Source organism: Streptomyces sp. NPDC054813, assembly GCF_053611365.1.
Window position 1 is genome coordinate 1 of sequence record NZ_JBSHAF010000033.1, and the last position, 23,105, is coordinate 23,105.

General features: G+C 68.7%; 17 protein-coding genes and 5 pseudogenes. 9 read left to right on the forward strand and 13 right to left on the reverse strand.

All coding sequences use genetic code 11. The annotated features are described in order from the left end of the window. Positions 1–102: 102 nt before the first annotated feature. Positions 103–261: pseudogene (locus tag ACWGJB_RS43165) on the forward strand (IS110 family transposase); the annotation flags it as partial. Positions 262–578: 317 nt separating this feature from the next. Further along, entirely contained in the window at positions 579–1,517 is a 939-nt protein-coding gene (locus tag ACWGJB_RS43170; RefSeq protein WP_453385506.1) for a sigma factor-like helix-turn-helix DNA-binding protein, read from the forward strand. A gap of 20 nt (positions 1,518–1,537) precedes the next feature. On the opposite strand, the pseudogene ACWGJB_RS43175 reads toward ACWGJB_RS43170, so the two are convergent. From ACWGJB_RS43175 to ACWGJB_RS43190, 4 genes and pseudogenes are all read right to left on the reverse strand, one after another. Beyond that, positions 1,538–2,411: pseudogene (locus ACWGJB_RS43175) on the reverse strand (helix-turn-helix domain-containing protein); the annotation flags it as partial. A gap of 50 nt (positions 2,412–2,461) precedes the next feature. Further along, positions 2,462–2,911, reverse strand: a pseudogene (locus ACWGJB_RS43180) (sigma factor); the annotation flags it as partial. A 429-nt stretch (positions 2,912–3,340) separates the two neighbouring features. Next, the gene (locus tag ACWGJB_RS43185; protein ID WP_453385592.1) at positions 3,341–4,009 is read right to left on the reverse strand and encodes a nitroreductase; all 669 of its coding nucleotides are present in this window, start codon (positions 4,007–4,009) and stop codon (positions 3,341–3,343) included. 417 nt (positions 4,010–4,426) lie between these two features. Continuing rightward, a complete protein-coding gene (locus ACWGJB_RS43190) occupies positions 4,427–4,921 on the reverse strand; it encodes a MarR family winged helix-turn-helix transcriptional regulator (RefSeq protein WP_453385507.1) in 495 nt (164 codons plus the stop codon). A gap of 683 nt (positions 4,922–5,604) precedes the next feature. Here ACWGJB_RS43190 and ACWGJB_RS43195 point away from each other — a divergent pair. The 3 genes and pseudogenes from ACWGJB_RS43195 to ACWGJB_RS43205 all read left to right on the forward strand — a co-directional run bounded on the left by ACWGJB_RS43195 (position 5,605) and on the right by ACWGJB_RS43205 (position 10,203). Then, complete coding sequence (locus ACWGJB_RS43195) at positions 5,605–6,108, forward strand: SsgA family sporulation/cell division regulator (RefSeq protein WP_453385508.1); 504 nt, start codon at positions 5,605–5,607, stop codon at positions 6,106–6,108. A gap of 667 nt (positions 6,109–6,775) precedes the next feature. After that, a pseudogene (locus ACWGJB_RS43200) lies at positions 6,776–6,969 on the forward strand (helix-turn-helix domain-containing protein); the annotation flags it as partial. A gap of 501 nt (positions 6,970–7,470) precedes the next feature. Continuing rightward, positions 7,471–10,203 (forward strand): ATP-binding protein, encoded by a 2,733-nt coding sequence (locus ACWGJB_RS43205; RefSeq protein ID WP_453385509.1) that lies wholly within the window; start codon positions 7,471–7,473, stop codon positions 10,201–10,203. Between the two features lie 115 nt (positions 10,204–10,318). Here the strand turns inward: ACWGJB_RS43205 and ACWGJB_RS43210 are convergent, their stop codons facing one another. The 8 genes from ACWGJB_RS43210 to ACWGJB_RS43245 all read right to left on the reverse strand — a co-directional run bounded on the left by ACWGJB_RS43210 (position 10,319) and on the right by ACWGJB_RS43245 (position 17,067). Continuing rightward, entirely contained in the window at positions 10,319–11,368 is a 1,050-nt protein-coding gene (locus ACWGJB_RS43210) for a hypothetical protein (protein WP_453385510.1), read from the reverse strand. A gap of 131 nt (positions 11,369–11,499) precedes the next feature. Further along, positions 11,500–12,288: an enoyl-CoA hydratase/isomerase family protein gene (locus ACWGJB_RS43215; RefSeq protein ID WP_453385511.1), complete on the reverse strand. Its 789-nt coding sequence runs from the start codon at positions 12,286–12,288 to the stop codon at positions 11,500–11,502. Between the two features lie 34 nt (positions 12,289–12,322). Further along, the gene (locus ACWGJB_RS43220) at positions 12,323–13,216 is read right to left on the reverse strand and encodes an alpha/beta hydrolase (protein WP_453385512.1); all 894 of its coding nucleotides are present in this window, start codon (positions 13,214–13,216) and stop codon (positions 12,323–12,325) included. Between the two features lie 60 nt (positions 13,217–13,276). Beyond that, a complete protein-coding gene (locus ACWGJB_RS43225; protein WP_453385513.1) occupies positions 13,277–14,461 on the reverse strand; it encodes an alpha/beta fold hydrolase in 1,185 nt (394 codons plus the stop codon). An 8-nt stretch (positions 14,462–14,469) separates the two neighbouring features. Next, positions 14,470–15,198: a flavin reductase family protein gene (locus ACWGJB_RS43230; protein WP_453385514.1), complete on the reverse strand. Its 729-nt coding sequence runs from the start codon at positions 15,196–15,198 to the stop codon at positions 14,470–14,472. A 441-nt stretch (positions 15,199–15,639) separates the two neighbouring features. Next, complete coding sequence (locus ACWGJB_RS43235) at positions 15,640–16,152, reverse strand: DUF302 domain-containing protein (RefSeq protein ID WP_453385515.1); 513 nt, start codon at positions 16,150–16,152, stop codon at positions 15,640–15,642. A gap of 56 nt (positions 16,153–16,208) precedes the next feature. Then, positions 16,209–16,379 carry a hypothetical protein gene (locus ACWGJB_RS43240; RefSeq protein WP_453385516.1) on the reverse strand — a complete coding sequence of 57 codons (171 nt, stop codon included), beginning with the start codon at positions 16,377–16,379 and terminating at the stop codon, positions 16,209–16,211. Beyond that, complete coding sequence (locus tag ACWGJB_RS43245) at positions 16,336–17,067, reverse strand: MBL fold metallo-hydrolase (protein WP_453385517.1); 732 nt, start codon at positions 17,065–17,067, stop codon at positions 16,336–16,338. Before ACWGJB_RS43245 ends, ACWGJB_RS43240 begins: the two co-directional genes overlap by 44 nt. A 260-nt stretch (positions 17,068–17,327) precedes the next feature. Between ACWGJB_RS43245 and ACWGJB_RS43250 the strand changes: the two genes are divergently transcribed. The 3 genes and pseudogenes from ACWGJB_RS43250 to ACWGJB_RS43260 form a co-directional block, all read left to right on the forward strand. Next, entirely contained in the window at positions 17,328–18,176 is an 849-nt protein-coding gene (locus tag ACWGJB_RS43250; RefSeq protein WP_453385518.1) for an MBL fold metallo-hydrolase, read from the forward strand. 249 nt (positions 18,177–18,425) lie between these two features. Then, complete coding sequence (locus tag ACWGJB_RS43255; protein ID WP_453385519.1) at positions 18,426–19,031, forward strand: CGNR zinc finger domain-containing protein; 606 nt, start codon at positions 18,426–18,428, stop codon at positions 19,029–19,031. A gap of 418 nt (positions 19,032–19,449) precedes the next feature. Then, a pseudogene (locus tag ACWGJB_RS43260) lies at positions 19,450–19,698 on the forward strand (aldo/keto reductase); the annotation flags it as partial. Between the two features lie 351 nt (positions 19,699–20,049). Here ACWGJB_RS43260 and ACWGJB_RS43265 read toward each other — a convergent pair. After that, positions 20,050–20,223, reverse strand: coding sequence for a hypothetical protein (locus ACWGJB_RS43265; protein WP_293996021.1), 174 nt, complete (start codon positions 20,221–20,223; stop codon positions 20,050–20,052). Between the two features lie 521 nt (positions 20,224–20,744). Between ACWGJB_RS43265 and ACWGJB_RS43270 the strand changes: the two genes are divergently transcribed. Then, positions 20,745–23,015: a M4 family metallopeptidase gene (locus ACWGJB_RS43270; RefSeq protein WP_453385520.1), complete on the forward strand. Its 2,271-nt coding sequence runs from the start codon at positions 20,745–20,747 to the stop codon at positions 23,013–23,015. Positions 23,016–23,105: the final 90 nt, after the last annotated feature.

The following is a 23,105-nucleotide window of genomic DNA, read 5'->3' on the forward strand; positions in this document are numbered from 1 at the left end:
GGAGCGACGCGACGACATCCACGAGGCCTTCCTCGGCCTCGCCACCTGCCTCATCACCCACCGCCACGTACAGCGCCTTTGTTAGGACCTCTTACTCGCCCAGAGGAGTCGCGTTGCTTCTACGAACGGAAACGAGCCGTGGGCAGGCGCCACAGCCAGGCTGTCCTCGCCTTCGCCTGCCGCCGCGTGAACGTCTTGTGGGCCCTCCTCCGGGACGGGCGGCACTGCGAACGAACCCCTCCCACCGCTCGCGCAGCTTGACAGAGGACATGGGGAATCAGTGAAACGCGCAGCGGGGGTGCCGTGCGCGTCGGTCAGCACGTGGGAGCGTGCGGGACAGCTGATGTCACAAGACGCGTGCATGCCCGGTCAAGGGATTGAGCCGAGGGATGAAGGAGGTGGGTCGTGTGCGTGGACTCGGTCATCGGCCACCGGAGTCCCTTGCCGGGTGCAGGGGCTGCATGGTGACACCCTGCCATCGGCGCGCAGAAATCTCTGAAGCCCTCGTGAAGGTTGAAGGGATCATTGTGTGCGGCCGTGTTGTGCTGTGCTGTGCCTTGTGAGGGGGAGGATGTCGTATGGACCGCGCTGACGCGGTGCCGGTCGCGGAGTTGCTCGATGAGCGTCGGCACCTGCTGGAAGTCACCTACTGGATGCTGGGCAACTCCCGTGAGGCGGAGAGTGTCGTCGGTGAGACCTACCGTCGGTGGTACGGGCTTTCCGACGCGGAGCGTGGGCGGATCTCAGCTCCCCGATACTGGCTCGCGAAGACCGCGGGCGGGATCTGTCTGGGCCTGCTCGCTCACCCTCACTGGGGTGCGACCGGCCAGAGGGACCAGAGAGAGGAGCACTGTACGAAGACGGGAGACGCTGAGGGGGCGCATACGAGCCTGGAGGAGGAGGTCAGCCGGGTTCTGCTGAACGCGCTGGACTCTCTGTCGCCGACCGAGCGGGCGGCGTTCGTGCTCAATGACGTCTTCGGGATGGCTTCCGATACGGTAGCCGACATCGTGGGACGCTCAGAGTCTGAGTGCGTCGAGCTCGCCGACCGGGCCCGCCACAGTCTTCGGATGCAGCGCTCTCGCCCCGCCCCGCCGGGCGAGCACGATCTCCTCGCCCGCACCGTCCTCCGGGCCTGCGTGAACGAGGACGCCGAACTGCTCGAGTCGCTGGTGTCTCCGGACGCCACGGCGTTCTTCGACGGCGGCGGCAAGGTCCGCGCACTGAGCAGGCCCGTACACGGCAGCCGTCAGGTCTCCCACAGCCTGCTGACACTCCTGGGCCGCCACCCCCGCACCACCCTGACCACCCACTCCATCAACGGGCGCACCGGCCTCATCGCCCGCTACGACCACCAGGTCGCCGCCGTCATCAGTCTCGACATCGCCGCCCACCGCATCGTACAAGTCTGGGTCGTCCTCAATCCCGACAAGCTACGCTCCTGGAACCAGCCCCCCACCCCCGGCGACCCCGGCTCGCACCGGGGCCCGTCACAGCAGGGCGACGGCCGGCCCTGATCGCTTCTGGGCGCTGCTGTGTAGTAGTCCTCCCCCTCGCACAGCTTGTCGTTGAAGGCCTCGGCGTCGTCGATGATGACGCCGTCGAGGAGCCGGTAGAACTCCTCTGCGTCGATGCGGTGGGAGCTTTCGACCTTGCCGTTCAGGCGTGGCGCGCGGGGCTTGACGTAGGTGTGGGCGATGCCTTTGTCGAGCACGTGCCAGTGGAAGGCGGATTGGAACCCGGCTCCGTTGTCGGTCTGGATGACCTCGACCTGGAACGGCAGGCGCAGGATGACGTGGTCCAGGAACTGGATTGCGGTGGCCTGGTTCAACGTCGGGTAGCTGCGCAGCACGCGCAGCCTCGTGCGGTCGTCGATCGCGGTGAACTGGAAGTACTCGTTGCGGCCGCCGCGGCGCCCCTGGGGCAGCGAGGCGAGCGGCTCGACGATTCACGTCGATCTGCACCCGGTGGCCGGGAAGTTGCTTCTCGTAGCGCTTCCATCGGCGGTCGTGGCGCTTGTAGCGCTGGGAGGTCGGCAGACGGCCCATGTCCAGCCGGTTGAGGATCCGCCACACGCCCGACTTGGTGATCGTCACGTCGTGGTACCGCTTGAGGTGCATGGCGATCTTCTCTGGGTCGAAGTGGTGGTTCTGCCGCAGATAGATGATCTTCCATACGCCTTCGACGTGCGTTGCGTTCGGGGATGTCTTGGGCGCCTTGGATCGGGTGCGCAGGCCCTCGACGCCGTCGGCCTGATAGCGGCGGTACCAGGTGTAGTGCGCCTGCCTGCCGATCCCGAAGTACCGGCAAGACATCGCGACGTTCCCGCTGACCTCTTCGACGTGGCATATCACCGCGGGGCGCCGCTTGGCCTCACGGTCAAGCGTCGGGCCGATGTTGGACTTCGACATGTGGATCTCCGCAGTGATCGGAGACTCAGGTGTCAACGATGATCGTCGATTTTAGAGAGTCGCCGCGCAGCGGGAACGCGAGCCGACCGTACGTTTACGACGCTGAGCTGAAGGGTTTCAGCGATTTGGGGGTGGGCGTAATCGAAGGCTTCACGCAGGACGCACGCGGCGCGTTCGGTGGGGCTGAGCTTCTCCAGCACCAGCAGCAGTGCCAGTTCGAGGGCCTCTGCGCGCTGTGCGCCCACCTCCGGATCCGAGCCGGTGTCGATGGGGTCGGGCAGCCAGGATCCGATGTAGGTCTCCCCGCGCACCCGCGCCGATTGCGTGACGTCGATCGCCAAACGGGTCGTGGCGGTCGAGAGGAAGGCGACCGCGCTGACCACCGCGGAGCGGTCTGTCTTCTGCCAGCGCAGCCATACCTCCTGGACCACGTCCTCAGCCTCGACCACGCTGCCGAGCACACGGTAGGCGATTCCGAACAGACGTGCTCGGTGCTGCACAAAGACAGGGACAGCCTCTTCAAGGCCCCCTCTCGGGGGGACAGTTCGAGATCCACGACCCTGCGCTCTGCGTTCCGGTTACCGCTGTCCAGTGGCGGGACCACGCGGCTACCACGCAGTTGCGGACGGCTCCGGCCCGCGATGCCAGGCGCTCTCCTGAAGACCGAAGTGCTGCCGGGCACAAGGCCCTGTATGGCTCGTTCGGGTGGTACCGGAACTGTGGTCACTGAAAGTCACGGCTGCTCCAATCGCATCTCTTCCATGGACCGGGATCGGCCCGCTCCTGTGATACGACCGGGGCAGAGGGGGCGCGCAGGGCCAGGGCCAAGGCCGTGGAACAGCTCTTCACGAAGCTGGGGAGTGATGAACCTAGCGGCTCGTCAGCTCGCGGAGCTGCTGCATCAGCGCGGCGCCCACACGCCGACGGTGTCAGCAGCCGTCGACGAACGTGACTGTCTCGTCGAGCGGCGCCCGGCCGATACCGGGTTGGCTTGCCGTGACGTCCTCGTACCCGATCGACATGCCGCAGAAGAGGAGCAGTTCATCCGGGGGCGACAGGACCTCCGCGACGGTCTTGTGATATTTCGCCCAGGCCATCTGCGTGCAACTGTGCAGCCCTTCGGCGCGGAGCAGCAGCATGACGGACTGCAGATACATGCCCACGTCGGACCACTGGGGTCGGCCCATGCAGCGGTCGATGTAGCAGAACAGGGCGGCGGGTGCCCCGAAGCAGTCCCAGTTCGCGGCAGCGGCCCTCTGCCGCGCCTCCAGGTCCTCACGCGGAATGCCGAGTGCGCCGTAGCGCTGCTCACCGAAGGCGGATCGGCGCTCCTGGTAGGGGCTCTTCAGCGTCGGCGGGTACTGCTCGTACTCCGGCTCGTCCCAGGGGTCGCCTGCGGCTATGCGCTCGCCGGCGCGCTTTTTGAGCTCAGCCAACGGCCGGCCGGTCAGCACGTAGGCGTGCCACGGTTGGAGGTTCGATGCGGACGGCGCACAGGCCGCGGCGGACAGCACGCGCTCCAGCACCTCCCGCGGGACCTGCTGGTCGGTGAATCCCCGCACAGCTCGCCGGCTCGCAACCGCCTCATAGACGTTCATGATCGCCTGCATCCCTCTCTGTCCGATGCACCTATAACCGTAACGCTTGCGACGGTATCATTTAATACTGTCTTGGGGGAGAGTGAGGCGGCACACATGGAGAAGGGGGCCTGTGCAGGAGTGGTCTTCGCGCCGGCCGACGGGGTGTGTGCCGTGCCGCAGACTTGCTGCGGGTCGTGTATCGGCCTGGGTGTATCCGGCCCGTTCGGCAATGTTGGGGCCGATCCGAGGCGTTCATGGACGTCTTGTCCGGTCTCTGACGCCAGAAGCCGCCGTCGGCGATGAAGCCTTCGACCGTGCTGCCCGCGGGCTGGTCGGCGTGCGGTAACGACGGTCGCAGCCGTCGAGGCCGGGTTCGCAGGGAAAGCCGTACGGCGCACGACCCGTCCACGCCCCGGGCAACCGCCACGCGGGCGCCTACGCCTCACCCTCCGTGGGATGGGCGAACCGGGTCAGCAGCCCCCTCAACTGCTCGGACTCACCCGGTCCCAGTTCGGCCACCAGACGCTCCGCCAGCGGCTCCGCCGCCACATGCGCCGCATCGAAAAGCTCGACACCCCCAGGCGTGATCTCCACCGCCCGAACCCGCCGGTCCCCCGGAACCGCCTTGCGTACGGCCAGCCCCATGCGTTCCAGGTCGTCCACGACCCGCATGATCCCCGCCTTGTCCGACCCCGTCGCCGCCGCCAGGTCCCGCTGCACCGTGGGCCCACGGTCGACCAGCACGAGCAGCACCGCGAAATGCCGCAACTCGACGCCCAGCGGGCGCAGCGCCTCCGTCGTCACCGCGGCCGCACGCCAGTGCGCCCGCCGCAGCAGCAGGGCGAGAGCGAAAGGCGAGGTGTCCCCGGGACGGTCGGTCGCGCGCGAGCCGGTGGAGGAGGTGGTTCTGTGAGGAAGGCGGGTGGTCACGAGGTCATATTACAGCCATGTGTACATTCGATACGGTTTCACTTGAAACTGGGTGTATGTTGCCGCCCCCTCGCAGCCCGGGAACTTCAGCTCGTGGCCGGGTGTACCCGCAGAAGGGCGTCTGCTGGGCATCTTCCCTGGCCAGGAGTCAACCGTGCCGTCCGGACACACCGCACCGCCCCAGCCACCCCACCCGCGCCGTCTCTGCCGGAGTCGCACCCAACCCCGGCCTCCGGCAGCGACACCCTCCCCAAATGCGCCGTCGGCCTTCGCCCCCCGCAACCAGGTACTGAAGGCCGACGTCATGAACGGGGGCCGGACCATTCAGCAACAGTGTCCTGCAGGCCTGACCCCCGCCTGGAGGGTCGGCCGCCGGTGCAGACGGCAGGCGAAGCGGCGGTGTGATCGGGCTCGGTTCCCCCTGAGCGGGTCATCCACCGGGAGGTCGTGCGGCGACCCGGCACGGTCGCTCGACTGATGCGCCGCGCCGGAGCCGTGATCCGACCTGGCCCGTCCGCTCGTAGTCACTTGACTGATGTATCAGGCCTCGGCCGGTCCCAGGCTCGTAGTAACCCGATCTACCGGAGCAGGTGAGGACCTTCCGAAGCGACCGTTGCCCAATTCACGGCTCTGTAGACACCGATCAGTGGCCGTCGTGACGGGAAGACGAGAGAGGACGAATCATGAGCGGGAAGGTCTTCGACACCGATGATGACCCCGAGTGTGCTCACAAAGATCGCAGGCCTCGGCAATACGGCCACGCAGGGCGGGACATCCGGGCCGAGCCGGTGACGTGTCGGACGGTCGTGGCTCTGCTCGAAGAGGAGGCGCCTCTGCCGGTCATAACAGATCTCCGATACGACAGCGCAGAGCCGTATTCAATATTCATAGCATTTAATGCGGGCGCCGATGTGGTCATCGAGTGGGAATTTGGACGCGAGCTCCTGACTTCCGGCCGGCGGCGGCTCACTGGTCTCGGTGATGTCCAAGTTTGGCCTGCCGAAATCCGCGGTCATGGGTTGGTGTACATGTCGTTCCGGTCGGGCTGGGAAATGTTTGTGGTAGCCGCATCGGCGGTAGTGATCGACGAATTCCTAAAATCTGCCCTCGAGGTCGTTCCCCTTGGGGAAGAAAGTCGTTTTCTGGGTGTCGAAAGTTTTGTCAGTCAGTTGCCAGATGAAACATGACGAGCAGAATCAGGCGCGCCTTCGTGCCTGATCGAGTATTCCGGCGATCCCTGGGGCGTGTACGGGTCGGGACCGGTGGTCCGGTGGCGTGCGGCGCCCATGGGGAATGTGTATACCGAAGTGGTTGAGGACGGCACGGGGGCGTTTGTGGCGTCAGATGCGAGTCGTCTCACGAGCGGGGAAGCCGGCGGCGTGTGCTCAGGGCGCTTCGTCGTCGCTCTCGTCCGTCCGGGATGACATACCGGCGAGCATGGGTCCCTCACGGCTGGATTGATCGGCTGTGGGCGCCGCCCCGGGCGTACGATACAGAAAAATTGGTTGCGTGCTGAAGCGTAAAGAGTGCCATCTGCAATCGTCGCCACGCCAGGCAATGCCAACAACGCACCGACCTTCAGTACGGTGCCTCGCCCGCCCCTGGAGAAAACCTCGTCGTAGGTTCGAGACGGTCATCGACGGCGGAATCTCCTGCACGCGTATACGCGCGATCCGGGCCGGAGTGCACCGGCCGGGTATCGAATGGTCATTCCGAACGGATCGACCGGACCGTCGGCCGACGGTGTCGCGAATCGGCCGACGGACGGCCCGGCATAGTGCTGCTCGCCGATGTCTTTTCGACCCGCAGGTTGACTGAGCACTTTCAGTGTGGCGGCGGAACAGGGAACCATGCCGCTGCAAGCTTCCGCCGCACCAGCGTGCCTGTTCGGCCTGGTGTACCTACGCCGACACGACACCCTCGCCCAGCTCGCGGCCGGCTTCGGCATCTCCGCCGGTACTGCCTACGCCCACACGACGGCTGTCGTCGACCTGCTCGCCGACCGCGCACCCGGGCTACTGCGCGCACTGCGCGAAGCCAAGCCGGACCCTGAAAGGGCAGGGCCTGACCTCCGTGGCAGTTGTTCATCTCGCTCCCGGGCAATCGATCGCGCCGATGGAGCGCTTCAGCTGTGCGCCTCCACGGCGTCTTTGCCCCCTTCGGGATAACGCTCGGCGAAGTCGCGGGTCCGCCCGGACCCGGCTGGGACTCGCCGTTCGCTGCGTCGTCCGAGAGTCGTTCGACTGATGGTTGAGTCTCACCGATATGGGATGACGCACCTGACGGGTACCATGGTCGCCGGAACCGCCTGTTGACGGAGAGAAGCTTCACGTGCTGTGCCCGATGTCTGCTGTGGCGACGAGTGAATGTCCGGCCCTGCCCGAGCACTCTGTCACCACGGTCAACGGAAGCGGCGCAGGCGGGCAATGCCGGACGGCAGAGGGCATCGTCTTCGCACGGCCCGTTCCGTTCCGCCCGTTCACGGGGGGCGTACGCGTCGGGACGGGACTGATGGGAACCCCGCAAAAGGCGGGATCTGCACGGGTGCGATGATCGGGCGGGACAAGGAGCTGGGCACCCTGCGCGGCCTGCTCGCGGACGCTGCGGCTGGGCACGGAAGCGTGCTGCTGATCCACGGCGCTGCCGGCGTCGGCAAGTCGGCTCTGTTGCGCGCGGTCGGGGCCGAGGCCATCGAAAGCGGCTTCAAAGTGCTGCGGACATCTGGGGTGGAGCCCGAACAGTGGCTGCCGTTCGCCGCGCTGCAGATGCTGCTGCAACCGGTCGCCCGTGGCATGCAGGACCTGCCGACTCCGCACCGGTTGGCGCTGAGCGGAGCGTTCAGCGCCAGGGACACCGAGCCCGAGATATACCGGGTCGGACTGGCTGTGCTTGAACTGCTCGCCGACGCGGCCAACCGGCAGCCGCTCCTGCTGCTGGTCGACGACCTGCAGTGGATCGATTCTTCCAGCCGGGACGTGCTCAAGTTCGTTTCCCGGCGCACCCGCGACCACGCGATACAGGTGATCGCTGCCGCCCGGGTCCAGTACTCCGAATCGTACGTACTCCTGGACCTCCCGCTGGAGCCGCTCGGCCGACCGGCCGCCGCCGAATTGCTCGATGCCGGCGCGCCCGATCTGCCGGCGTCGTTGCGGGCGCTCATCCTGGAGCGTGCCGCGGGTAATCCGCTGGCCCTGGTAGAACTGCCCAAGGCCGTGCAGGGCGCGACCCCGCAGATGGACGACCTGCCGCTGACTCAGCGGCTGGAAGACGCATTCTCCGCGCGTACCGATTCGGTGAGCCGGGAGTGCCGCACGTTGCTCCTGGTCCTTGCCGCCGAGCCGGCCGCGCCCCTCAACCTGCTGCTCGACGTGTCGAGTCGCCTCTGTGGCTCGGCGGTCTCCGTCGACGCAGTGCAGGAGGCGGTTGACGCGGATCTGGTCACCCTGGTCGGCTACAGTGCGGAGTTCCGCCATCCGCTGATGCGCACGGCGATCTACACCCACGCTACGCTCGCCGATCGGCTGGCCACTCACCGTGCCCTCGCATCGGTGATGGACGACACCCCCGAGCGCCAACTCGCCCACGAGGCAGCGGCCACGATCGGGCCGGACGAGGAGCTGGCCGCCCGGCTCGAGCGTTTCGCCGACGCGTCGCAGGCGCGAGGGAAGGTGGCGGCTGCCGTCCCGGCGCTGCGTCAGGCGGCCGACCTTGTCCTCGATGCACAGCGCCGGACCGGCATCCTGGTCCGGGCGGCCGAGCTGTCCAGCGAGATCAACCACCGCATCAGCGCCCAGATGCTGCTGGACCGCACCGACATGAGCGTGCTGGGCCGGGTCGAGCGGGCTCGCCTCATGGTGGTGTCCGACAACTGTGCAATCGAACCGGACGCGCCGCAGCGACGGATCCACGACATGGTCACCGCGGCGGCCGGAGCGTTCGACGCAGGAGCCGCAGACGTCGCGGAGAACCTGTTGTGGCGAGCCAGCGCACGATGCTTCTTCCAGGACGGCGACGCGCAGGTGCGTGCCGAGGCCGCAGCAGAACTGGATCGATGGAATCCTGACCCGGATGCCCCCCACGTGCTGGCGGTGCGGGCGTACACCGAGCCGTACCGGCACGGAGCTGACGTGATCGCGCGGCTCGACGGAATCAGAGCAGACCCTGAAGACGGCCGGATCCTGCATTTTCTCGGTAGCGGTGCCATGGTCATCGGCGACATCAGCCGCGCCGTTCAGTACCTGGCGCCGGCGGCCGCGGCGTGGCGGTCGCAGGGCCGACTCGGGCTGCTCGCCCGTTCGCTGGCCACCAGTTGGCCACAGGTGTACCTCGGTCGGCTCGAGCGAGCTCGCGAGGAGTCTGCCGAGGGGCTCGCCCTGGCCGAGGAGACCGAGGAGTGGATCGTCTGGCTGGGACTGAAGGCCACGTCCGGCCTGGTGGCGGCGCTGCGCGGAGAATCCGAGCAAGCAGCGCTGACGATCCGCGAACTACGCATGCACAGCCTGTTCCCGGGTATGCCGTTCGTCACCGTGATGGCGCAGCAGACCGACGGCCTGCTCGCTCTCTTCGACGGCCGCGCCATGGAGGCGTACGACGTTCTCTCCCGCGCGTTCGATCCCGTTGACCCGCACTACCACTCGGTGAGCCGCTGGCTGCTCGCGCCGGACCTGGCGGACGCCGCGGTCGCCGCGGGCACCGTGAAGCAGGCCCGGGAACTGCTGGCCGACCTTCCGGAGCTGGCCGGACGGCTCCCTTCGGAAATGATGGTGGTGGCTCACGCCTACACCGACGCGGTGCTGGCTCCGGACGACACCGCGGAGGAGCGCTACGCCGCCGCCCTTGCCGCGCTGCCGGCCGACTGGACGCTGTCGCGTGCCCGGCTGCATCTGCACCAGGGCCGCTGGTTGCGCCGCCAACGCCGCAACGTGGACGCTCGGCAGCCGCTTCGACTCGCCCGCGACTGGTTCGACCGGGTCGGCGCGCAGCCCTGGGCCGAGATGGCGCGCGAGCAACTGCGTGCCACCGGCGAGTCGAGTGGTCGACGGCGCGCGAACAGCGGCGAGCAGCTGTCTGCCCAGGAAATGCAGATAGCCGTGCTGGCGTCACAGGGGCTGAGCAACCGGGAAATCGGCCAGCGCCTGTTCATCTCGCACCGCACCGTCGGAGCACACCTGTACCGCATCTATCCACGCCTCGGCATCACCGGCCGGGGCAAGCTCGCCGCCGCACTGGCCGCACTTCACGATGAACAGCCCGCGTCCGACGTCTCCGACGCCCCGGAGTGACCCTCTGGCTCGGAGGGCCGGTGCGGCCTGACGGTTTCGAATTCCATGAGCGTCAGCCGACCGAGCGGGGCTTGCCGGCGGCGTCACTCGGCCTTCGGCAGGCGCAGCAGAGCTTTCAACGATCGTGGCGGACGCCTTCTGCGGCGGACAGGTGCGGGGCCGGGGCGGTCTGGGGCTGGGGCGGCGTGGGGGCCGGCGGGCCTTGTTCGGTGGTGTGGAAGGCCAGCAGGACTGCGGAACCCGCGGCCCACAGGATGAGTGTCGCCAGCGGGGCGAGGACGTGCGAGCCCTGAAAGTAGCTGAGGTCGGCGATGGCGCGGACGGCGGCGCCGGGGGGCAGCAGCTCTGACAGGGTCCGGGCTCCGCCCGGCAAGAGGTTGGTGCCGATGGTCGCACCGCTGGTGGAGTTGCCGACGGTCAGCAGCAGCAGGGTGGCGAGCGGGATGCCGAGGGGGCCGACGTAGGTGGCCAGCATTTTCGTGGTGAACGCGGCGGCGGCGGCCAGCAGGGCCAGGACGAAGGCGAGAGGGAGGAACGACGCGGGGACGGCGCCGAGGATGGGGCCGGCGATGGCGGCTGCGACAAGGCCCGACGCTGCGGCGAAGGCGGCCAGCAGGGTGAAGCGGTGCCGAAGGTGCAGCAGGTTGCTGAGACCCACGACGTTCTGAGCGAGGGCGAAGCCGGAGAGGGTCACCCCGAAGGAGACGTAGAACCCGGCCAGCCCGCGGGCGTCGTACCGGTCGAGCGGAACGATGTCGGAGACGCTGAGGTGCTGGTCGGCGCCGTGTGCGTACGCGGTGACGAGCTTGGTGACCGCAGTGGTCGTCGACAGGCCGTTCGCGCTCGCGACGTCGAGTTTCAGGTTCTTGCCGTGCGGGCCGGTGCCGACCACGGCCACGACGTCGTGGTGGCGCAGCGCGTCACGTGCCTCGGTGGCGGAGTCGGCATGCCGGGTCTCGATCGAGTCGCCCAGGGCCTTCTGGAGCTTGTTCGCAAGCTGGGGGCCCGTGACCGCTACGGGGATCCGGTGGGGCTGGGGGTCGCGCATGAACCCGATGTAGCAGCTGACGAATGCCGAGACGATGACCAGGCCGATCAGGAACGGCTGTAGCCAGACGCGGACCGGCGGCCGTGACCTGCGATGGGGGTGGGGCTGGGAATGCACTCCGGGTTTCTCCATGACTGGTGGGTGATCGACGGCCGCGGGACCGTTCGGGGGTGCCCCGTTCCCCCGGACCGGTGCCGCACGGGATGGCACGGTTGCCGGCGGGGGCGGGCCCGGGCCAGGGGGCACGGTCAGCGGCCCTGGAAGTCGACGGCGGGCCGGGGCTGCTGTGCCTTGAAGGCCTTGACGGCGGAGGCGAGGCCCTTGGTGACGTCGTCGGTTTCGAACAACGGCATGGCGATGTCGAACATCGCCTCGTCCGCGGCGGAGACACCGCCGACGGCCCAGGCGCGCAGCAGGGCCTTGTGCGCGGCGTAGGCACGGGTGGGACCCTTGGCCACCTTGCGGGCGAAGGCGGTCGCCTCGGCCAGCAGGGCGTCGTCGGCAACGACCCGGTTGACGACACCGGCGTCTGCCATGACGGCGGCGGACACCTGCTCGGAGGTGAGCGCCCATTCCGCGGCGCGGGCCCGGCCCGCACGTTCGGCGACCCGGTAGATACCGCCGAGCAGGGTGACGATGCCCAGGGTCTGCTCGGGGTGGCCGAAACGCGCCGTCTCGCCGGCGAAGATCACGTCGGCGCGGAGTGCGAGTTCCAGACCGCCGCCGAAGCACAGCCCGTGGACGGCGGCGACGACCGGCAGCGGGAGCCGTTCGAGCTGGTTGAAGACCTGCATGTAGCGCTCGAAGAGGGTCCGCAGTTCGCGTGCGTCCGTATCCGGCCAGTCGACGATGTCACCGCCGAAGCTGAAGTCCGGGCCCTCGGCGCGCACCAGGACCGCGCGGGCGTCGCTGTGGCCGATCGCCTCCAGCGCTTCGGCGAGGTCGGTGGCCATCCGCGGGTCGATGCGGTTCTGCGGCGGGTTGGTGAGGACCAGCGTGGCGAGGCCGTCGTCGATGGAGTAGGTCAGATGGGGCATGAGGGTCGTCCTTGCACTCTGTCGGGGATGTAGGTCAGGAGAGGTGCCGGCGGAACCAGTCGAGGGCGGCGGCGCTCGCCCGGTCGAACTCGGTGGTGTACGGGTCGAAGTGGCCGCCGGGGATCAGTTGCAGCCGCTTGGGCTCCAGGGCCTGTTCGAAAGCTGCGAGCCCCGTGTCGGTGAGGGTCACGGTGTCGTTCGCGGCGACGACCATGAGCAGCGGCGTGGGGGAGACCCGGGTGACCCAGGCCCCGGGCTCGTACATGCGGGCCAGCCGGTTGGAGCGGACCGTGACCTCGTTGCTCCACACACCCCGCGGTACGGGCTGGAGGTAGAAGTCGATGGCTTCCCGCGTCCGGTAGGAGGCGGGCACGGCAGGGTCGTCGCCGACGACGGCCTGGGTGCGGGGGGCCTCGCCGCGTGCCTGGGCGCGCTCGTCCTCGTCGAAGGCGGCCTCCACCTTCGCGACCGCCTCCGGCGCGACGCGTCGCCGCCCCTGCTCGAAGCCGCTGACGGTCGGCACCTGGGAGACCACGGCGCGCAACCTGCGGTCGGTGGCGCCCAGCACGAGGGCGTGGCCGCCGGCGTAGCTGGTGCCCCACAGGCCGATCCGGTCGGCATCGACCTCGGGCCGGCCCTCCAGATAGGAGATGGCGCGGCGCCAGTCGGCGATCTGGCGCCAGGGGTCGATGTCCTGCCGGGGAAGGCCGTCGCTGGCGCCGAAGTTTCGGTGGTCGTGCAGCAGGACGACGAAGCCCGCCTCGGCGAAGGCCCGCGCGAAGGGCTCCAGGCCGTGGTCCCTGACCCCGGCGTAGCCGTGGGCCATGGTGATCGCCGGGCGGGGGCCGGGACCGTCCGGCAGGAAGAGCCAGCCGCGCAGCGTGACTCCGCCGTCGGCGTGGAACGCGACATCCTCGCGCTGGATCATTGAACAACCTCCTCGGCGCGGTCAGGTTCGGGCCCTGGCCGCAATGACGGGAACAGGGGCTCAGCCCTGGTGGAAGTACTCGGCGTCGAGCACGCCGTTCAGCCTGCGACCCAGTTCGGCGGAGAACCGGTGGAGGGCGCCGAGCGGCCGGTGGTGGATGGCGGCTCGGACGATCTGCCCGTCCGCGTTCTTCGTCAGGATCGTCACGCCGTCGATCTGAGTGCCGCCGAACGCGGTGGCCTGCCACTCCACGTAGGTGCGCTCCCCGCTGACGGTCTCCTGGGTGAAGACCAGCGAGTCGTAGATCGTGCTCGCTGCGGCCAGCACGTTCTTGACCTGGTCACGGCCCTCGACCGTACGAGTGAGCGCGCTGGCCTGCAGCGTCACGTCGGCGGCGAACGCGTCGCCGAACGCGCGGGCCGACTTCTCCTCGAAGGCGTCGGTCCAGCCCGATGCGTGCACGGCGGGCAGCACGCGGGCCAGGAAGCGGTCGAGGTACCCCGCGACGCGGGCCGGCCGCTCCAGGTGGGCCCAGTGCCCGGCCTGGCCGACCGCCACCGTCTCGGCCGCGGCAAACCGTGGCGCGACCCCCTGGGCGACCAGTTCGTCGGTGACGAAGCCGTCGTCCTCGCCGCGCACAATGAGCACGGGCCCCGTGTACCGGCTGGGCTGCTCGCCCGCCGGGTGCCCGTTGTTCCAGCAGTCGGCGGCCTCCCGTACGGTCTCGGGGCGCATCCGTGTGCCGCTCACCACCAGCCGGTCCAGGTCAGCCTCCGCCAGCGCGACCGACAACTGCGTCCGGACCGCGCGCTGCGCGTCGCCGTCGCCGCCCAGGGAACGGAAGGTGTCCATCACCTCGTCGGGCTGCCGGGTCCCGGCCAGCGGGACCGGGGCGACCAGGACCAGACCGAGAGCCCGGTCGGGGTGCTGTGCGGCCGTCAGCTCGGCCACCGCCGATCCCATGCTCTGACCGACGATCACGAAGGGCTTGCCGAGGGCGTCGGTCACGGCGCCCACCTCGTCGGCGAACCGGTCGTAGGTGTACGGCCCGCTCGCTTGCGTACGGTCCCCGCTTCCGGCCAGGTCGAGGGTGACGCATTCGATGCCGTTGGTGGTGAGTTCGCCGATCAGGCCGTCCCAGACGTACTGGTCGTCCAGGAAGCCGTGGACGAACACCACAGCGAAGTCGCCCTCGCGCTGCCGTCGGAACCGCACATCGGTTGTTCCGATGCGTTCTGTCCTCATTGCTGTGCTCACTTTCCGGAGGCGACCCTGACCTCGCCGGAGGGGGACCATTCCCTGGTGTTGATCGGGGACCAGTCGGCGGGCCGTCCGTCCAGGCGCTGCATCCGCAGGCCGTGCCGGGCTTCGAGCAGTTCCTTGTCCAGGGGAGTGGTGAAGACGTTCTCGACCAGGGTGTACTCGGCGGCCAGGCGTCCCACCGCAGGGAGGGCGGCGGTGTCGATACGGCCCCGCTCCAGGTAGAGATCGTCCCGGACGTGGAAGCGCACCACCCGGCCCCACACCACGTGGTCGACCCCGTCGTCCCCGACGGGGATGATCCGGTCGACGACGCACTCGAACGAGATCGGCGCATCCTTGACCCGGGGTGCGCGCACGACCTCGGACGGCTCCTTGCCCAGGTCGAGCGCCTCGAACTCGTCGACGTCCGGCTCGAACCCGTACGCCGAACCGTGCATGGCGTCCGCCTGCGGCAGGGTCACCAGGTTGGTGACGAACTCGCCGGTGTCACGGATGTTGACGAAGGTGTCCTTCAGCGTGACGCCGTCCGCCTGCGGCTGCAGGGTGATCGACACCATGGGCGGCTTCCGGCCGACGGCAGTGAAGAAGGAGATGGGCGCGAGATTGGCCACGCCCTCGGTCGACACCGTGCTGACCCAGGCCACGGCCCGCGGAATGATGCTTCCGATCAGCAGTTTGTACGCGTGGGCGGCGTCGAGTTCCGCAGCGTCAATGATCATCGTCAGACCTCCATCAGTGGGACACGGCATGGGGACGGCGCTGCACGCCGAACGGCCACTGCCGGGAGAGCGCCTCGCGGGCGGTGCCACAGGGGGTCGGGCACTACACCTTGAGATCCCATGAGACATAAGCGTATGCCTTTTGGTTATGTCGAACAAGGTGGGGCCTTATGGCGCATTTCACCATCAATGGGATAGTGCAAGGGTGTGGCTGCGGCGGGTTGCCTCTGGCGAACGCGCGGCAGTCCGGAGTGCGCGGGCTGCGTATTCCCGGCCCGGGCGCAGACCCTCCGGTGTCTCCGCGCCGAGGTCCGCCGCGGCGGCGTCCTGCCGGCGTCCAAGGTCTCCGGGCTTGAGCGGAGCGGAACATGGTCGGCGGACGTACTTGGCCCACCGGGGATCTCCGCGATTCGGGGCGGTTTCTCCGCCCGTCCGGAACCGTCACGGGGTCAGTTGCGGGGGAACCTTTCCGCCGAGGAGCCTGACCAGCTCGGCAAGGTGGGCGTCGAGTTCGCGGCCGACGTCGGTGATGCGCGGGTCGCCGTAGCTGGCGAACAGCAGGCTCGGCTGGTCGACGGCCAATTTCGTGTCGCCGTCGGGATCGTTGTACAGAAGGGTTCGCAGGGGGGCGTGGAGCATGACCGAAGGGTCGTAGCGGTACATGCGTTCGGCGATGGTGTGGTTGCCCATCAGGTACTGGGTGGCCTTCCAGTCGGACACCGATCCCGTCATCACGGCGGTGATATCGCTGCGGTAATAGCGCATGAAGGCGTGCGGAGCGTTGGTCCCGGCCAGTTCGAGCGTGGCCTGCCAGGAGGTCATGCCGTGGAAGCGGCCGAGATCGATCTCGGGGACGAGGGCTTCGTAGTACTCGCGGGCCGCGTCGTAGGGAGTCGGCAGCCCTACGATCAGACGCCGGGCGGCGTGGTCGACGACGCCGGTGCGCGTGGTCATGTGAGATACCTCCGGGAAATGGGAACCGGGCATTCCCGACACGTCGGTTTTCCTGGTCACTTTTCCAGCAGCCCGACCGCTCCGTACCAGAGCGGACCTGGGTTGAGCAGATCCGGGTGGAGTCCCGTCATCCGGTCGAAGAACTCGCGGGGAGTCGGGTTCTCGTCGAGCAGCCGGATGACGTCAAGCAGGTACTGCCGGGTTCGGATCGAGAATGGCGGGATCATCCGGTAGGTCTTTGTTCTTGTGGCCGGCCACAACCGTGCGCGGCTCCAGCGCGGCGACGTGATCGATGGCCGTCAGCCATTTCTCCAGACCGCCATCGCCGCCTTCCAGGATGTACTGGTGCACCCCGTTGTAGGCGACGTCGCCGGCCACTACGAGGCCGATGGACGGTACGTGCAGCACGGACGTCTCGTCGGTGTCCGTGTGCCCGACCTCGACGGCCTGGACGGGGTTGCCCTCCAGCTGGAATCCCTCGGCGGGAATGGGCTGTGCCAGAACCGGGCTGTCGGGGATCAGGCCGGGAAAGAGCCTGTCCCACATCTGCTCGCGCCCGTCGGTGGCCTGCTGTTGCATGACCTCGATGGTGCCGGGGGTTGCGAAGACGGTGGCGCCGCGGAATCGCTTGACCAGTTCTGCGGTGCCGAACCAGTGATCGCCGTGCCCGTGGGGGGAGTAGATGTGGGTCAGGTGTCTGCCGGATCGCTCGACCCAGTCACCGACCTGCTTGGTCTGTTCGTGGGTGAAAGGCGGATCGACCAGGAGGGCGTCCGCTTCCCCGAAGACCAGCGTCGAGGTCAGCGGCGAGGAAACGAGTCGATCGCCGTTCGGCAGGCGCCCCTCGCCGGCCCGGGGCGTCCCGTCCGAGACGAACGTTTCGTACGCGAGAGGGCTGGGTGCGGATGCGGTCATGATGGCTCCTCTCCGAGGGGTGACGTGCGGACCGCGCGGTCGGCCGGTCACGCACCCGCAGGGGCGGACCGCTCGCGCAGTGAACTGAATATCTGCGCAACGACAACCTTTCGACAGAACCAATCATGCATTGACTATGTTGTCGAGTCGGGCTACTTTCGGCTGGAGAAGTACGGCAGCCAGGCAGCGTCCACAGGTCCCCCCACGGCTGATCGGTGACAGCTCTCTCGCCGCTGCCTCTGAATCCCAAGGGAACGATCATGACCGGAGCGCAACTGAGCTGGAACGTCCACGTGGCACCGTCGATCCCCACCGAGATCACGGACCTGCCGCCCGACGTCCCCCGGCGCATGTGGTCGCCCATCACGGCCACACTGATCACTGGCGAGCGCGATGCGGTGCTGGTGGACGCACTGATGACTGCCGAACAGGCCGACCGGCTGGCCGACTGGGTCGCGGCGAGCGGCAGGAACCTCACCACGGTCTTCGTGACCCACGGGCACGGTGACCACTGGTTCGGGCTGGGCACTGTTCTCGAGCGCTTCCCGGGGGCGCGCGCGGTGGCGACACCGCCGGTCGTGGAGCAGATGAAGAAGCAGATGGCGCCGGAGTTCGTCGCGTCGTTCTGGGACAAGCGCTTCCCCGGCCAGATCCCGGAGAAGCTCGTGGCCGCGGAGCCACTGACCGGCGATCGGCTGGAGCTGGAGGGCCACGACCTCGTCGTCGTGGGACTCGGGCACACGGACACCGACGACACCACCTGCCTGCACGCGCCGTCCGTCGGCCTGGTCGTGGCCGGAGACGCCGTCTACAACGATGTTCACCTCTACCTCGCCGAATCGCCCGCCGAGGGGCGCCAGGCCTGGTTGGAGGCGCTCGACACCATCGCCGCGCTGGAGCCCGAAGCAGTGGTCGCAGGACACAAGAACCCCGACCGCCCTGACGACCCGAAGACGATCGCCGAGACCCGGCGCTACATTCGCGACTTCGAGGCGGTCGCCGAACGCTCCACGACCACTCTCGACCTCTACCGCGGCATGTCGGAACTGCATCCCGGTCGGGTCAACCCGGGCGCGCTGTGGGGCTCGGCGAGGTCTGCCAAAGGCTGAGCGGCCGACACGCAACAGCCGGGAATTCCGGGGCGACGTGGCGTCAGCAGAGTGCGTGCACCGGCGTCCGGACACTTCTGTCCGTGACTCGTCCGAGCAGCCCGGCCTGCATGGACAGACCCACTGGGCCCTGTGCCGGGCTCAGGGAGGCCGGCACTCGTCATTCGGGGAGTTACACTCACAAAAGGTAATAAGTGAATAGGCTATGGGTATGTTGCCGTAGTTGCCGCCACCGAAAGAGATCCGCGAATGTCCTGGACCGCGACAGACCGATACGGCCTGGAGCCCGCCCCCGGTGGGCTGGCCTTCGTGCAGGACCTGCTCAACACCCGGTCCGCCAGCAAGCCCCGGAAGCCCGACCTTCTGCAGGCCGTCGAAGACGCCCGCACTTGGCTGGACCAGGCGCTGGAGAGCTGGAGCAGTGCGACCCAGCGACCCGCCCCCGGCGTCGAACTGACAGCCGAGGACGTGCAGCGCCTCCGCGACTTCAGGCAAGACCTGCGCCAGAGCCTCCACGGCCAACTCGGCGACGCGGCAAAGGAACCCGGCCCGGCGGCTTCACTGATGACCTTGCCCACGGCGCTGCGGCTCGACGAGCACGGCGCCGTCCACGCCGTGCCCCGCGGCACAGGATGGCGGCAGGTGGCGTCACTCGCCCTCATCGAGGTCTATCAGGCGCAACTCACCGATACCCTCCGCCGCCTGAAGTCCTGCCGCAACACACGCTGCATGACAGCCTTCTACGACCGCTCCCGCAACAACAGCGGCGTCTGGCACGACGTCCACGTCTGCGGAAACGCGGCCAACCTGCGCAACTCTCGTGCGCGCAAGCGGGCCGGCGCCGACCACGTCTGACTCCCGCTCCTTGTACATGGCAAGCGCCACACCCCAGCCGTCGCCGCCCTCGCCCGCCGCCGCGTCGACGTCCGCCGGGCCCTCCTACGCGACGGACGGACCTATGAGGTCGTACCGCCCGCAGCTCTCGCGGCTTGACAAACAGCATTAGGAATCAGTTGTTTGTGACCGCGCTTCCGCGACGATTACGGCAGGGGGCCGAGCCTGTGGTGGACATGAGGCAGCAGCGCAAGGTCTGGAACTTCGTCCGTACCGACGCTCTCTTGTCAGGTCCAACGGCTCTGCGGCGATGGTTGGTTCCCGGTAGAGATGTGACCCTTCGCCCAGCTCGTTGACCTGTCCCAGCACACCGTGACGACCCCATACTCGGCCGGGAATGCCTGGACGTGGTGAACCTGCGCGTCGGCGGCCCCGCACGGCCTCGATCGCCGAGCAGGCAGCCGCAGTCCAGGAGCGCGACGCGCGCGTCCACTCCGTCGCCCGTGCCCACCACGCGACGCCGGCTCAGGTGCGGCTCGCCTGGACTCTCCACCGCGGTCCGCACGTGCTGGCCATCCCCGGCACCGCGGACCCGGCACACCTCGCTGAGAACATCGCCGCCGGCGCCCTGCGACTGACCGAAGAGGATTTGGCCGTCCTGGACGAGCCGGACGAGGGCACCGCCTGAGCCTCGGCTCGCGATGCTCGGTGAACTTCCCAGTCCGTTGAGGACCGGACCGAGTGCGGCGAGGAGTGTCCCCGGTCGCTTCGGAAGCGATCGGTCCTACACCTACGACCTCCGGCCTCGCGAGCCCGAACCACGACTTCAGCCGCGGCGCCTTCGAGTGGCGTACGGCCCGCCGCAGACGTGGGGGGGGCGCGCGGGGCGGCGGGGGGCCCCGCCCCCCCCCGCTCCGGCCCCGGCCCGCCCCCCCCCCCCCCGCCGCCCCCCCCCCCCCCCCCGCGGCCGCCCCCCCCCCCCCCCCGCGGGGGCGCGGGGGCGCGCCCCCCCCCCCCCCCACGGTCGTGGAATGCGCGGTCAGCGCCGCCTCCGGTACGACCAGCCGGTGCCTATTCCCGCCACGTGGAGAGCCAGGGCGGTCAGCCCCAGCAGCATCACGTTCGTCGAGGTGAAGGTGTCATTGGTGCTGATGTCCGCCGCGTTGATCAGAAAGGCGATGAAGAACAACACTGCCGCAACGATGCCGGGCATGACCAGGCTCCTCTCAATGGGGTGAATCCCGTATGCCCACACATCGCCTCCACAAGCCCGTCGCCGGGTGACCACGAGGAGCGGTTCCTCCCCATCCGGTGCCGGGCCAGTTCCCACGAGGCGGCCACGCCGCCCTGGTTCGGCGGCAGGACCGCTGCTCCGCCGGGCTTCTCCGGCGGGTGGAGTCCCGGCGGCACTGCGACCGGAAAACGTTGTCGCGGTGCGCGAAACCCTAGCTCGCAACCACCAGTTCAAGCCGTTGTTCTGATGCGCTCATGACAGCCTCGTGCGGCGGATGTCAATCTGCTCTCCGGAAGTTCACCGCCCACTCACAGGCACCTCACGCAATACCCACATCTCATTTCCCATGTCACCGGCACGCCCGAGCAGACGTCACCCCGTCGCCCCGTGCCCATTCGGCTCTCCCCCCCCCGCACCCGCGCGCCGCCGGACGGCTCGACCCAGCCGACCCGCTCTCCCGGGCTCCGCCGAGTCCGACCACCCCACAGAAGGAGAACGCCATGTTCCGGCAGGACCGTCACCATCGCCGTGTCAGACACAGTGTCACCCTGGCGCTGACCGCCGCCACCACCCTGCTCGCGGCCGGCCTCCAGCACGGCACCGCCCTGGCCGCGGCCGGCGAACCCGCCCCCGCCAAGATCCTGGCCACTCCCAGAGCCGGCGCGGCCCCCGCACCGCTCTCACCGGCGAAGCGCACCGCACTGCTCAAGAGCGCCACGGCCGACGCCCCCGGCACCGCGAAGATCCTCGGCCTGGGCGCCGGCGAGAAACTCGTCGTCAAGGACGTCACCCAGGACGCCGACGGTACGACGCACACCCGCTACGAACGCACCTACGCGGGCCTGCCCGTCCTCGGCGGTGACCTGGTCGTGCACGAGAACGGCGGCCGCCTCACCGTGTCGAAGGCCACGAAGGCGGCTCTCGCGATCCCCTCCACCAAGGCGAAGATCTCCGCGGCCACGGCGAAGGCCCAGGCGCTCAGCACCGCCGCGAAGGCCGGCGCCGAGCAGCCCAAGGCCGACGGCACCCCCCGTCTCGTCGTCTGGGCCGCCTCCGGTCGACCCGCCCTGGCCTGGGAGTCCGTTGTCGGAGGCGTCCAGGACGACGGCACGCCCAACGAACTCCACGTGATCACCGACGCGGTGTCCGGCAAGCAGTTCTTCCACTATCAGGGAGTCGAAACCGGCACCGGCACCGGGCAGTTCGACGGGACCGTGCCCCTCGGCACCACACTCTCCGGCTCGACCTACCAACTCGTCGACGGCGACCGTGCCGGGCACCGCACCTACGACCTGAACCAGGGCACCTCCGGCACCGGCACCCTCTTCACCGACGACAACGATGTCTGGGGCGACGGAACCGTGGCCAACCGGCAGACCGCGGGCGTGGACGTGGCCTTCGGTGCGGCGGCCACCTGGGACTTCTACAAGAACGTCTTCGGCCGCAACGGCATCCGCAACGACGGCGTCGCCGCCTACAGCCGCGCCCACTACGGCAACAACTACGTCAACGCCTTCTGGCAGGACAGCTGCTTCTGCATGACGTACGGCGACGGCTCAGGCAACACCCACCCGCTCACCGCGCTCGACGTGGCCGCCCACGAGATGAGCCACGGCGTCACCGCCGCCACCGCCGGCCTCACCTACTCCGGCGAGTCGGGAGGCCTGAACGAGGCGACCTCCGACATCTTCGCCGCGGCGGTCGAGTTCTACGAGAACCTGCCCGCCGACGTCCCGGACTACCTGGTCGGGGAGAAGATCGACATCAACGGCGACGGCACCCCGCTGCGTTACATGGACAAGCCCTCCAAGGACGGTGCGTCCAGCGACTACTGGAGCCCGTCCCTCGGCGGACTCGACGTGCACTACTCCTCGGGGCCGGCCAACCACTTCTTCTACCTGCTCTCCGAGGGCAGCGGAGCGAAGACCGTCAACGGGGTCGCCTACGACAGCCCCACCTACGACGGCCAGCCGGTGACGGGCATCGGCATCGAAAACGCCCGGCAGGTCTGGTACCGGGCACTCACCACCTACATGACGTCGAGCACCAACTACGCGGGCGCCCGCACCGCCACGCTCCAGGCCGCGGCCGACCTCTTCGGCGCATACAGCCCCTCCTATCTCGCCGTCGCCAATGCGTGGGCCGCGATCAACGTGGGCAACCGGGTCGCACTCGGCGTCAACGTGGCACCGATCGCCGACCAGATCAGCGGTGTCGGGCAGGCGGTGTCCCTCCAGACGGAGGCGTACACCACGAACTCCGGCGCGGGCCTGACGTACACGGCGACCGGCCTGCCGGACGGACTGACCATCAGCGACACGGGCCTGATATCCGGCACCCCCACCACGCTCGGGACCAGTGACGTCACGGTCACGGTCACCGACGACACGGGCGCCTCCGCCACCGAGCACTTCGCCTGGCAGGTGGCCTACGTCTACGCCAACGCCACCCGGGTCGACATCCCCGACAACGGCGCCGCGGTGGAGTCCCCGGTCACCGTCACCGGCCGCACCGGGAACGCCTCGGCCACCACCCAGGTCTACGTCAAGATCATCCACACCTACCGGGGCGACCTGACCGTCGACCTCGTCGGCCCCGACGGCACCGTCTACTCCCTCCTGAACCGCAGCGGCGGCTCCGCCGACAACGTCGACCAGACGTTCACCGTCGACGCCTCCGCACAACCCCTGACCGGTACCTGGAAGCTCCGGGTGCAGGACCGAGCCGCGATCGACGTCGGCTACATCGAGCAGTGGCGGCTCATTCCCTGAGTCGTCCCCAGCGGGCGGAGGCGGGGGTGGGGGGGGGGGGGGAGGGGGGGCGGGGAAGGCAACACCACCAGCGCGCCCGCGACGACCAAC

What these genes read in the sequence shown, in the direction of transcription:
- ACWGJB_RS43245 (WP_453385517.1), bottom strand. Translation starts at nt 17,067, where the DNA reads ATGACCGCATCCGCACCCAGCCCTCTCGCGTACGAAACGTTCGTCTCG.
- ACWGJB_RS43250 (WP_453385518.1), top strand. Translation starts at nt 17,328, where the DNA reads ATGACCGGAGCGCAACTGAGCTGGAACGTCCACGTGGCACCGTCGATC.
- ACWGJB_RS43235 (WP_453385515.1), bottom strand. Translation starts at nt 16,152, where the DNA reads ATGACCACGCGCACCGGCGTCGTCGACCACGCCGCCCGGCGTCTGATC.
- ACWGJB_RS43220 (WP_453385512.1), bottom strand. Translation starts at nt 13,216, where the DNA reads ATGATCCAGCGCGAGGATGTCGCGTTCCACGCCGACGGCGGAGTCACG.
- ACWGJB_RS43265 (WP_293996021.1), bottom strand. Translation starts at nt 20,223, where the DNA reads ATGCCCGGCATCGTTGCGGCAGTGTTGTTCTTCATCGCCTTTCTGATC.
- ACWGJB_RS43205 (WP_453385509.1), top strand. Translation starts at nt 7,471, where the DNA reads ATGATCGGGCGGGACAAGGAGCTGGGCACCCTGCGCGGCCTGCTCGCG.
- ACWGJB_RS43255 (WP_453385519.1), top strand. Translation starts at nt 18,426, where the DNA reads ATGTCCTGGACCGCGACAGACCGATACGGCCTGGAGCCCGCCCCCGGT.
- ACWGJB_RS43170 (WP_453385506.1), top strand. Translation starts at nt 579, where the DNA reads ATGGACCGCGCTGACGCGGTGCCGGTCGCGGAGTTGCTCGATGAGCGT.
- ACWGJB_RS43270 (WP_453385520.1), top strand. Translation starts at nt 20,745, where the DNA reads ATGTTCCGGCAGGACCGTCACCATCGCCGTGTCAGACACAGTGTCACC.
- ACWGJB_RS43185 (WP_453385592.1), bottom strand. Translation starts at nt 4,009, where the DNA reads ATGAACGTCTATGAGGCGGTTGCGAGCCGGCGAGCTGTGCGGGGATTC.
- ACWGJB_RS43215 (WP_453385511.1), bottom strand. Translation starts at nt 12,288, where the DNA reads ATGCCCCATCTGACCTACTCCATCGACGACGGCCTCGCCACGCTGGTC.
- ACWGJB_RS43225 (WP_453385513.1), bottom strand. Translation starts at nt 14,461, where the DNA reads ATGAGGACAGAACGCATCGGAACAACCGATGTGCGGTTCCGACGGCAG.
- ACWGJB_RS43230 (WP_453385514.1), bottom strand. Translation starts at nt 15,198, where the DNA reads ATGATCATTGACGCTGCGGAACTCGACGCCGCCCACGCGTACAAACTG.
- ACWGJB_RS43195 (WP_453385508.1), top strand. Translation starts at nt 5,605, where the DNA reads ATGAGCGGGAAGGTCTTCGACACCGATGATGACCCCGAGTGTGCTCAC.
- ACWGJB_RS43240 (WP_453385516.1), bottom strand. Translation starts at nt 16,379, where the DNA reads ATGATCCCGCCATTCTCGATCCGAACCCGGCAGTACCTGCTTGACGTC.